Raw genomic sequence first — 10,634 nt, 5'->3', positions numbered from 1 at the left:
ACCTTGGCCAACGCGGTGTCGTTGGAGTCGTAATCGGTGACGGTGACCTTGACCTTGTAGGTCTCCTCGAACTTCTTGATCAGGTCCGGGCTGGTGTAGTTGCCCCAGTTGTAGATGTTGAGTTCGCCATCGGCGCGGGCAATGCCTGTTACGGCGAAAAGCGATAGCCCAACGGCCGCCGCTGTCAGTTTCCAGTTCATGCTAGTGCTCCCATTGTTGGGACCGGCCGCGTCGCGTCCTCAGGTCCATTTCCTGCGATGAACAAGCCTGTTGACGCCTTTCGTCCCGATGATGGGCCGGACGGCTGTCGAGATATTTCCCTCTTCGCGGCCATTCACAGGCAAATGCCGGCTGGCCAACTCGGTTATCCCCGAGGCTAAATTATAACTAACTATACAGTCAATATCTTTTCGCCGGCACTACCGCGACCTAATCAGATGCCCTGCACTTTCCAGGCGGCGAGCCGCTGACAGAATGGCGGCGCAGGCTCAGCCGCGGCTGTTGGCGGGAAGCGAAATCCGATAGTCTGGCCCTCGATTCCTCGGTTTCCGCCAAGACCGCAGGCGATCCAGCAGCAGGCAAGACATGCCGAGCATCGGCGGCGGTTCCATGGCGTGGATGGACGATCGTGCTTTCGCGACCTAGAGCGCTCTTTGCGGGCAAGGCATCCCTGCGGCATCGCCGCAGCGTGACGCCGTGGGTAATGGTCTGGTGCTCATTGCTTCCGACTGGCGCACAAGCTCGGCGAAGACCAGCGCGAAGCTACCCAGCATGACAAAAACGACGATCAGGCGTGTTACCGGCAATGTGTCGGCCTCGTCTGGCTGGCGCATATCCCGGGCTTGAGGTTTCCAGGGATCATGCGCACGATCAAAAGTGCCGCAGCCTCCATTTGACATCCCGAAGGATACAGCGGTGCCGCGGGCGCCCCACGCTGCCCATGCCGGCTAACATGATCGATCCGCGTTTACGAGAGTTTAAGCCCCGCCTTAACCATCACATTCGCCCGCGCTTTGACATGAAGCGCGACCTACCGGCTTTGGCGACGCAGCCCGGGGCAGTTTCGCTGGCCGACATACCGGCTCTCTTTGCAGACCCGCCCGCCCATGCTACCCCGGCGCTGGCGCGGCCGGAATCTCGCCAATCGGTCGCGATCGGGGAGCCATGAGCACAGCCGCCAACAGCATCGCCTTCGTTTCGTCCGACACAGCAGACGCCAAGGCGGCGCTGGAAAGCCTGACGAGGCGCTATGGTCAGTGTTCGGTCGCGGACGCGGGCGTTGTGGTGGCCTTGGGCGGCGACGGCTTCCTGCTGCAGACTTTGCGCGACACGATGGGAACGGGAAAGAAGGTCTACGGCATGAACCGTGGCACCATAGGGTTCCTGATGAATGAGTACCGGTCCGGAGGGCTCGCCGAGCGCATCGCGGCCGCGGTCGCCGAAACGATCCGCCCGCTCGAAATGCAGGCCGTCACCTCGGAAGGCGAAACGGTGTCGGCGCTGGCGATCAACGAAGTGGCGCTGTGGCGCCAATCCTATCAGACGGCCAAGATCCGCATCAGTGTCGACGACCAGATACGGCTCGAAGAACTGAGCTGCGATGGCGTAATGATCGCCACGCCTGCGGGATCGACCGCTTACAATCTTTCCGCGCACGGCCCGATCCTGCCGCTCGACGCTCCGCTTCTGGCGCTTACGCCGGTCAGCCCGTTTCGCCCGCGCCGCTGGCGTGGTGCTTTGCTCTCCAACAAGGCGACCGTGCGCTTCGACATTCTGGAGCCTGAAAAGCGGCCGGTGAACGCCGCCGCCGACCACACGGAGGTCAAGGCGGTGACTTCCGTGACAGTGCGGGAATCGCCGACAGCCACGGCGACCTTGCTGTTCGATCCCAACCATTCCTGGAACGAACGCATCCTGGCTGAACAGTTCCGTTACTGAGCCGGCACAGAGAGAAGCGGCCGGATTAAGCATCGCGATTAAGGTTACGACTTCACAATCGCGCCAATCCCGCCTGTTTCTGTTGACAAATCGTGGACTTGCGCCTAATCGCATACCAACTTTGCAGGCGCGCGGCGCTTGCCGCGACGAATGACGTTGCGCCTCCCCGAACCAGCCAAAGACGACAACACTTGTCCTCAGACACCACGATCGCTCAAGAAGCGTTGACCTTTTCAGACCTCGGCCTGTCGCCGAAGGTGCTTTCCGCAGTCACCGATGCCGGCTACACGCAGCCGACTCCGATCCAGGCCGGCGCCATCCCGCACGCCTTGCTCGGCAAGGACGTGCTGGGTATTGCCCAGACCGGCACCGGCAAGACGGCCTCCTTCGTGCTGCCGATGCTGACCCGGCTGGAAAAGGGCCGCGCCCGCGCCCGCATGCCGCGCACGCTGATCCTGGAGCCTACGCGCGAACTCGCCGCACAGGTCGAGGAAAACTTCGTCAAATACGGCAAGAACCACAAGCTCAACATTGCGCTGCTGATCGGCGGCGTGTCGTTCGACGAGCAGGACAAGAAGCTGGAGCGCGGCGCCGACGTGCTGATCGCGACGCCTGGCCGCCTGCTCGACCACCGCGAGCGTGGCAAGCTGCTGCTCAACGGTGTCGAGATCCTTGTCATCGACGAGGCCGACCGCATGCTCGACATGGGCTTCATTCCCGATATCGAGCGCATCTGCGAGATGATCCCGTTCACCCGGCAGACGCTGTTCTTCTCGGCGACCATGCCGCCCGAGATCACCAAGCTGACGGAGAAATTCCTGCATGCCCCGGTGCGGGTCGAGGTGTCGAAGGCGGCGTCCGCGGCCACCAACATCATACAGAGGCTGGTGAAATCCGGCTCCAAGCCCTGGGACAAGCGCGAAACGCTGCGCAACCTGATGAAGGCCGAAGATGCGGAACTGAAGAACGCCATCATCTTCTGCAACCGCAAGGTCGAGGTGTCGGAGCTGTTCCGCTCGCTGCTGAAGCATGATTTCGATGCCGGCGCACTGCATGGTGACATGGACCAGCGCGCCCGCATGCAGATGCTGGCCAATTTCCGTGACGGCAAATTGCGCTATCTCGTCGCTTCGGACGTCGCCGCGCGCGGCCTCGATATCCCCGACGTCAGTCACGTCTTCAACTATGACGTTCCGATCCATGCCGAGGATTATGTCCACCGCATTGGCCGTACCGGCCGCGCTGGTCGCTCGGGCAAGTCCTTCACCATCGCGACCAAGTCCGACACCAAGTATATCGACGCCATCGAACGGCTGATCGGCACCAAGATCGAGTGGCATGACGGCGACCTGTCGACGGTTGTTGCCAGCGAGAGCGAGGATGATGCTCCGCGCCGTGGCAAAGGCGCGCCGCGTCGTGCCGGCCGCAAGGACGAGGACCGCAAGGCCCATGATCGCAAGGACAATGGCGAGCGCAAGCGAGGCGGCGAACGTCGTGCCCGACGCAGCGAGGAAGATGCCCCGGCCGCGGTTGCCCAGCAGAGCGAACAGCCCGATGCACCCGAGTCGGCCGTGGCCGACATTGTCGAACGGCGCGCGCGCAAGGATGCGATCCGTTCGGAAAACACCGAGCGCAAGACGTCCTCGGATCGAGCACCGGAGCGCGGTGACACCAGGCCCCAGCGCAACCGCCCTGCCCGCCAGCATCAAGAAGACAATGATAGCACCGTCGGCTTCGGCGACGACATGCCGGCCTTCATGCGCATCGTCGCCAAGGTCTGATCGCCGAACGATTGAAAGCAAGCCAGCCATCCGGCTTGCCCTCCCGGCAGACGTCTAACCGCGTCGCGTGAGAACAGAGTCAGGCGACGCGCTATAGGCCTTTGTTTTCATCCGTGTCGTGCTCCCAAGACGGGGCCGCTTCCGGCGACATGCGTTAGCCCTGACTCGCCCCTTACATCGGTCCAGGCATCATCTTGGTCGGTTTTTCCAGCATCGGAAACTCGGCCTTGTTGCATTTCACGTTCGGGTTCGTCGGGCTGAACATGCCGTTCGGATTGTCCCTGAACAGCCAGGCGTGAAGATCGTAGTGGACGAACTCCCTCGGAATGAGCGGATAGTGTCCCTCCATCGGACCCTGGAAGGTTTGGCCGAGCAGCTTCGGCGGCTCCTTGATGTCTGGCGTCAGCGGCACCAGCCATTCCACCCCCACAAGTTGCAAGCCCTTTTTCGTCGGTTCGTAGATCAGCACATTGGGGCGCATCGGATCGAGCTTTTGGCCGACACTTTGAGCGTTGACGAAATGGATGCCCATGGCGCCTTTCGGGTAGTCCATCGCGCCCGGTATCTTTTCTCCGCTGTAATAGACGCAGCCGACCGTCGACAGATAAAGGTCACGAACGGCGACGGTGTAGTCCTGATATTTGGCCAGCGATTTTTTCAAGGCGTCGATGTCGGCCTTGTTGGCGTCTTCGGCCACGGCCGAAGCGACGCCTAACCATGCGCCTACAATACTCGTCAAAGCGAGGACGCCGCAGCGCCCAAGGCAGGCTGTTCTTGTCATGCATTCCTCCCAGATTTTCTGATCTGGCCGTTCAAGACGGAGGCGGAAAATGCTGATTGCGCGGCCAGTTGTACCGCCTCATCCCCTCTGGACAGCCACGATGCTATTCCTTTCCACGGCCGCAGGAAAGCAGCTATTTAGAACTAGCTAATTCCCCAGCGCGCCAATCAGAAGAGCGCCGAAGTCCGCTCAAACAAAAACGGCCCCACATGGGACCGTTTCGCATTCGCATGCCGTTCAGTTCAGGTGAGCGGAGAAAGCTGGATCTCGACGCGCCGGTTTTGGGCGCGGCCTTCGGCCGTTGCATTGGATGCGACAGGCCGCGTCTTGCCGAAGCCGGTGACAGCAAAGCGGCGCGAATCGACGCCCTGACCGGACAGATAGTTGGCGACGGCCAGCGCACGCCGCTGCGACAGATCGAAATTGTGCTGGTCGCCGCCGGTCGAATCGGTATGGCCGAAGACATCGACGGTCGTCTGGCGGAACTTCTTCAGTACCAGCGCGACGGAATTCAGCACCGGATAGAAGCCGGGCTTCACCGCGTCCTGATCGACATTGAAGGTGATGTCGGATGGCATGTTGAGGATGATCTGGTCGCCACTGCGGGTGACGCTGACTCCGGTGCCCTGAAGCTGGCGGCGCAGCTCGGCCTCGTTCTGATCCATGGTGGCGCCGATGGCGCCGCCGGCCAGTGCACCAATACCGGCACCAATCAACGCGTTGCGGCGATCATTGCCACCGGCAAGCAGGCCGAGGCTGGCGCCAGCCAAGGCGCCGAGGCCGGCACCAGCGGCCGTGTTGGAAATCTTCTGGTCGCCGGTATACGGATCGGTCGTGGTGCAGGCGCTCACGAGCAAAGCCGTCGCCACAACGACGAGCACGGTCTTCTTCATAGGATGGTCCCTCTCCAAGTCACGCCATTGCGATGGCGCCAAATCAGCCCTTCCCGCGACTTGTACCATGAAATACGGCGAAAAGCGGAATGGCAAAAGCGCCTGCCGCAGCTTTTCCCCGGAGCTGACTGACGCTTGGAAGGCTACCAGAGATTCTTGCCGTCAATGACCACCACTTCGATCTTGTCGAGATCGAAATCGTCGAATAGTCGAGAATTGACGCTGATCTTCGGATTGTCGAAATCCGGCTCGCCAGTCGACCAATCCGGCGTTTCCGTGAAGGTGCCGCAGCCACAGGTCGGGCAAAAACCATGTTTTACAGTCTTCGAGCCCCATTGATAGAAGGTCACGTTTTTCATCGGGGTAATAAGCTTGAACTGCGATGGGGTGTAGTAGGCCCAGAGCGAGCCGCGTTTCGAGCAGAACGAACAGGTGCATCGCGTCACCGTTTCTGGCGCCTGCGAAACCTCGAACGCGGTGGCCTTGCAGTGGCAGCTTCCCTTGATGGTCATGAACATCACCTCTCCATTGTCCGCCGCCCGCGCGGCAAGGCACCATAAAGAAGCGATCCTGACAACTGTCCGTCAGCAGGCTTTTGCCCGCGGACAGCAGTCAGCGGCTCTAAAGCGTGTCGCGTTCGAACGGATTGTGGCGACGCACTTTAGGTCTCTGTTTCATGCTTGTCGGGCTCCCGGAACCGGGACCCAGGCGACATGCATCAGTAAGACTGCGGCGGCACAAACAGGCAGATCGTCTTGCCTGCATCGAGACCGGCCACGTGAGCACACCAATGAAACTCACCGTCGGGCGAATCCTTGATCCGCCTGTCGCTGTAGGCCAGCACCTCCCCGGTATCCTTGATGACATAGCCTTCCGGGCGCTCGCTGATCGAGGTCTGCGATACCTCGCGGCAGTCGTAGTTCGCGCAGCAGGCGAACGGATAGCTCCAGCCTTGCGGTTTGGCCGCGGTCGGCTTGGCGTCATGCGCCAGGGCTGGCGCCGTCAGGGCAGCTATCGCGCAGGCAGCACACAGAGGCAGGAGAGGCCGGCCAACCGATGGAACGGCAAAGGCCGATCTAAAACCGGCAGAGAACATGGCAACGCTCCTTTCAAACGAGATTCAAGCATTTCGCTTGCCCGTTCCCGGAACGTGTCTTCCCAGTGGCCGAACCGTCAGCAGATATGCCGCGACCGGCCATATATGCTTTGCCTCCTCCTACCTCTAATGGTGAGCCGAAATGCGAGCCGGCGCAAGCAATAGCTGCGTAGCCGGCCCATGCGCTGCCATCGCGGCAGCCACAGCGCGCTTTCACACAGCGCCAGCTCGTCGCGACAATGGTGAAAAAGGGCGAACCAAATGCGCGACTGTCATTCGCTGGCCTGCGTCGCAGGACATCGGCTGACCTAATCCAGGTCCCCCATCACTTCGCCCGCGCCGCCCTCGATGCGTTGCGACAGCGAGGCCTCCATGAATTCATCGAGGTCGCCGTCGAGCACGCTCGACGGGCTGGTGCTTTCGACACCGGTGCGCAGGTCCTTCACCAACTGGTAGGGCTGCAGCACATAGGAGCGGATCTGGTGACCCCAGCCGATGTCGCTCTTCGAGGCTTCGGTGGCATTGGCGATAGCCTCACGCTTCTTCAGCTCTTCCTCGTAGAGGCGCGAGCGCAGCATTTCCCAAGCCTTTGCCCGGTTCTTGTGCTGCGAACGCTCGGCCTGGCAGGCGACCGCGATGCCCGTGGCGATATGGGTGATGCGCACGGCCGAATCGGTGGTGTTGACGTGCTGGCCACCTGAGCCGGAGGAGCGATAGGTGTCGATGCGCACGTCCGATTCGGAAACGTCGATCTCGATCGTGTCGTCGACGACAGGATAGACCCAGATACTGGAAAAGGACGTATGCCGGCGCGCGTTGCTGTCATAAGGTGAAATACGCACCAGGCGGTGGACGCCCGATTCGGTCTTCAGCCAGCCATAGGCATTGTGGCCCTTGATCAGCAATGTCGCGGACTTGATGCCCGCTTCTTCGCCGTCATGCACTTCCAGCACCTCGACCTTGAACCGGCGGCGCTCGGCCCAGCGCGTGTACATGCGCAAAAGCATCGAGGCCCAGTCCTGGCTCTCGGTGCCGCCGGCGCCGGCATGAATTTCGAGATAGGTGTCGTTGGCGTCGGCTTCGCCCGACAGCAGCGTCTCGACCTGGCGGGCCTTCGCCTCGCCCTGCATCGAGCGGATCGCGGCTTCCGCCTCGGCAATGACGCCCTCGTCACCCTCTTCCTCGCCGAGCTCGATCAGGCCGATATTGTCTTCCAGGGCCTGGGTCAGGCCCTTGACCGCCGCTATGCCTTCCTCGAGGCCTTGGCGTTCGCGCATCAGCTTCTGCGCTTCCAGCGGTTCGTTCCAGAGGCTGGCGTCCTCGGCACGGACATTCAGGTATTCAAGCCGTTTAATGGCCTGATCCCAGTCAAAGATGCCTCCTCAGCAGGGTTATCGCCTGCCTGATCTCGTCGACAATATTCTGCGTTTCCGCGCGCATGGCCTGGTATTTTGTCCTGTTGCTGAAAGTGACGGTTAGAGCGGATCGGTGTTTGAAGGAAACGCCGAATCGCTGCAACTTTTCTGTTTGACGCAATTCCAGACGGAAAACCGCTAGGCACTTTCCTGGAATTGCTCTGGTCGGCGCGATACATAGGGACGGTGCTGCCGCGTGTAAAGCGAAATGGGCCAGCCCCGGGCTGGCCCATGGTCGGGATTTGAACCGTCAGTAGAGGCCGCCGCCACCGTCCTGAATGGCCTGGTTGGCCTGCGGCGATAGTGCGCCGCCGGAGGCGTTGGAGCCGTCGGCGCCCATGCCGATCACCCAATAGCTGTCGGCGGGGCCGGTACCTGGCTTGAAGGCCTCGATGATGGTGCCCGGGTCACCCGGTGTCGCCCGCATGCCGGTCTTGCGGTTGATGGCGATCAGGCTCATGCCATCGGGAACCTTGAAGTCGACATTGGGCGTGCCGTCCAGCGCCACACGCATGAAATCCTTGAAGATCGGAGCGGCGAGACCGCCGCCGGTGGCGCCATGGCCAAGGCCGCGCGGCGTGTCGTAGCCCATATAGAGGCCGACGACGAGGTTGGGCGTAAATCCGATGAACCAGGCGTCCTTCTCGTCATTGGTCGTTCCGGTCTTGCCGGCGATGTGGCGGCCGAGCTCGCCGATGGTGGCGCCGGTGCCGCGCTGCACGACGCCTTCCATCATCGAGGTGATCTGGTATGCGGTCATCGGATCGAGCACCTGCTCGGAATTGTCGACCAGTTCCGGCTCCGGCTGGTTCTTCCATTCAGGCGCGTTGCAGCCCTCGCAGCCACGCTCATCCTGCTTGAACACCGTCTTGCCGTAGCGATCCTGGATGCGGTCGATCAGCGACGGCTTGATCGACTTGCCGCCATTGGCCATGATCGAATAGGCCGAAACCATGCGCATGACAGTCGTCTCGCCGGAGCCAAGCGCCATCGGCAAATACGGCGCCAGATGATCATAGACGCCGAAGCGCTCTGCATATTCGACGACCAGCTTCATGCCCATGTCGTTGGCAAGCCGCACCGTCATCAGGTTGCGTGACTTCTCGATGCCGGAGCGCAGGGTTGCCGGCCCGGCGACGGTGCCGTCATAGTTCTTCGGCGTCCAGGTCGTGTTGCCGCTCTGGATGGTGATCGGTCCGTCCATGATCACCGAGGCCGGCGTATAGCCGTTGTCGAGCGCGGCCGAATAGACGATCGGCTTGAACGAAGAGCCTGGCTGGCGCATCGCCTGGGTGGCGCGGTTGAACTCGGACTGGGCGTAGGAGAAACCGCCGACCATGGCCAGCACGCGGCCGGTATGCGGATCCATGGCGATCAGGCCGCCTTCCACCTCGGGAACCTGGCGCAGGCTGTAGGCATTGTCGGAGCCCTCGTTCTTCTGCACGAAGATGACGTCGCCCGGTTTGAGCACTTCGGCCGGCGACTTGGCCTTGACGGTCTTGCCACCGACCACATGGCGCATGGCGAAGCCCATGTTGTCCTTGCTGACGGTCCCTTCGACACGTTCCTTGACGATGTCGCCAGACGCCTGGCGCGCGGGCTGCAGGCCGATCGACAGGCCGGTAGCGGAACTGTCGAGCACGACGGCGAGCGACCATTCGGGAACATCCTCGAGGCCCTTGACGTTGCCCAGAGGCACACCCCAGTCACCGGACACATCGATTGATTTCACCGGCCCGCGATAACCGCGCAGCGTATCGTACTTCAACAGGCCGTTCTGCATCGCCTTGCGGGCAATGAGCTGTATCTTCGGATCAAGCGTCGTGCGAACGGACAGGCCGCCTTCGTAAAGCGCGTTCTCGCCATAACGGGCAATGATCTGGCGGCGAACTTCCTCGGTGAAATACTCGCCGGCAAAAAGATAGGTGCCGGTGCGGCGCGGCGTCACGCCGAGCGGCTCGGCCTTGGCCTTGTTGCCCTCCTCACGCGTGACGTAGCCATTCTCGACCATTTGGTCGATGACCCAGTTACGGCGCTCAATCGCGCGATCGGCATGCTTGAAGGGGTGGTAATTGTTCGGTCCCTTCGGCAGGGAGGCCAAGTAAGCGGCCTCGGCCACGGTCAGCTCGTTCACCGACTTGTCGAAATAAGTAAGCGCCGCGCCGGCCACACCATAGGCGCCGAAGCCAAAGAAGATTTCGTTGAGGTAGAGCTCGAGAATGCGATCCTTGGGATAGGCCTGCTCGATACGGAAGGCCAGGATCATCTCCTTGATCTTGCGCTCGTAGGTCTGGTCCGCGGTCAGCAGGAAGTTTTTGGCCACCTGCTGGGTGATCGTCGAGGCGCCGACCTGGCGCCTGCCCGAGCCGAGATTCTGAAAGTTGACGATGATCGCACGGCCAAGGCCGGTCACGTCGATGCCGGGGTGGTTGTAGAAGTTCTTGTCCTCGGCCGACAGGAACGCCGCCTTGACGCGATCCGGGATCGCCTGGATCGGCAGGTACAGGCGCCGCTCGCGCGCATATTCGGCCATCAGTGAGCCATCCGAGGCATGGATGCGGGTGGTCACCGGCGGCTCGTACTTGGCCAGCACCTCGTAGTCGGGCAGATCCTTGGACAGATGGCTGATGTAAATCGCAACGCCCGCCGCGACCAGAAGGGCCAGCGTCGTGCCGATGCCGAAGAAATAGCCAATGAGACGAATCATACCCGCTCCAGTCCTTGGTTCGG

Annotated in this window: 8 protein-coding genes and 1 pseudogene; 2 read left to right on the top strand and 7 right to left on the bottom strand. The window is 61.6% G+C overall.

Annotated features, from left to right (window positions below; translation table 11 throughout):
* A pseudogene (locus FJ938_RS26695) lies at positions 1 to 200 on the bottom strand (putrescine/spermidine ABC transporter substrate-binding protein); the annotation flags it as partial.
* 964 nt (positions 201 to 1,164) lie between these two features.
* Between FJ938_RS26695 and FJ938_RS26685 the strand changes: the two are divergent.
* Together FJ938_RS26685 and FJ938_RS26680 are read left to right on the top strand one after the other, a co-directional pair.
* A complete protein-coding gene (locus FJ938_RS26685; protein WP_140699101.1) occupies positions 1,165 to 1,938 on the top strand; it encodes an NAD kinase in 774 nt (257 codons plus the stop codon).
* A 191-nt stretch (positions 1,939 to 2,129) separates the two neighbouring features.
* Complete coding sequence (locus FJ938_RS26680; protein ID WP_181168856.1) at positions 2,130 to 3,719, top strand: DEAD/DEAH box helicase; 1,590 nt, start codon at positions 2,130 to 2,132, stop codon at positions 3,717 to 3,719.
* A 172-nt stretch (positions 3,720 to 3,891) separates the two neighbouring features.
* On the opposite strand, the gene FJ938_RS26675 is transcribed toward FJ938_RS26680, so the two are convergent.
* The 6 genes from FJ938_RS26675 to FJ938_RS26650 all read right to left on the bottom strand — a co-directional run bounded on the left by FJ938_RS26675 (position 3,892) and on the right by FJ938_RS26650 (position 10,611).
* Positions 3,892 to 4,500, bottom strand: coding sequence for a hypothetical protein (locus FJ938_RS26675; RefSeq protein ID WP_140699098.1), 609 nt, complete (start codon positions 4,498 to 4,500; stop codon positions 3,892 to 3,894).
* 242 nt (positions 4,501 to 4,742) lie between these two features.
* Positions 4,743 to 5,393, bottom strand: a complete 651-nt coding sequence (locus FJ938_RS26670; RefSeq protein ID WP_140609742.1) for an OmpA family protein — start codon at positions 5,391 to 5,393, stop codon at positions 4,743 to 4,745.
* A 143-nt stretch (positions 5,394 to 5,536) separates the two neighbouring features.
* Positions 5,537 to 5,905, bottom strand: coding sequence for a GFA family protein (locus FJ938_RS26665; RefSeq protein ID WP_140699104.1), 369 nt, complete (start codon positions 5,903 to 5,905; stop codon positions 5,537 to 5,539).
* A gap of 206 nt (positions 5,906 to 6,111) precedes the next feature.
* Entirely contained in the window at positions 6,112 to 6,489 is a 378-nt protein-coding gene (locus FJ938_RS26660; RefSeq protein WP_140609741.1) for a hypothetical protein, read from the bottom strand.
* A gap of 308 nt (positions 6,490 to 6,797) precedes the next feature.
* Positions 6,798 to 7,929, bottom strand: a protein-coding gene (gene prfB, locus FJ938_RS26655; RefSeq protein ID WP_140699095.1) for a peptide chain release factor 2 whose coding sequence is annotated in 2 segments (ribosomal slippage) — positions 6,798 to 7,862 and positions 7,864 to 7,929 — 1,131 coding nt in all. Because the reading frame shifts where the segments join, the coding sequence is not laid out codon by codon here.
* A gap of 225 nt (positions 7,930 to 8,154) precedes the next feature.
* Complete coding sequence (locus FJ938_RS26650) at positions 8,155 to 10,611, bottom strand: penicillin-binding protein 1A (RefSeq protein ID WP_140699092.1); 2,457 nt, start codon at positions 10,609 to 10,611, stop codon at positions 8,155 to 8,157.
* Between the last annotated feature and the right edge of the window lie 23 nt (positions 10,612 to 10,634).

This window comes from Mesorhizobium sp. B2-4-14 (genome assembly GCF_006442155.1).
Taxonomy (GTDB): domain Bacteria; phylum Pseudomonadota; class Alphaproteobacteria; order Rhizobiales; family Rhizobiaceae; genus Mesorhizobium.
The sequence above is the reverse complement of the archived record's forward strand: the minus strand, read 5'-3'. Positions and strand labels throughout refer to the sequence as shown.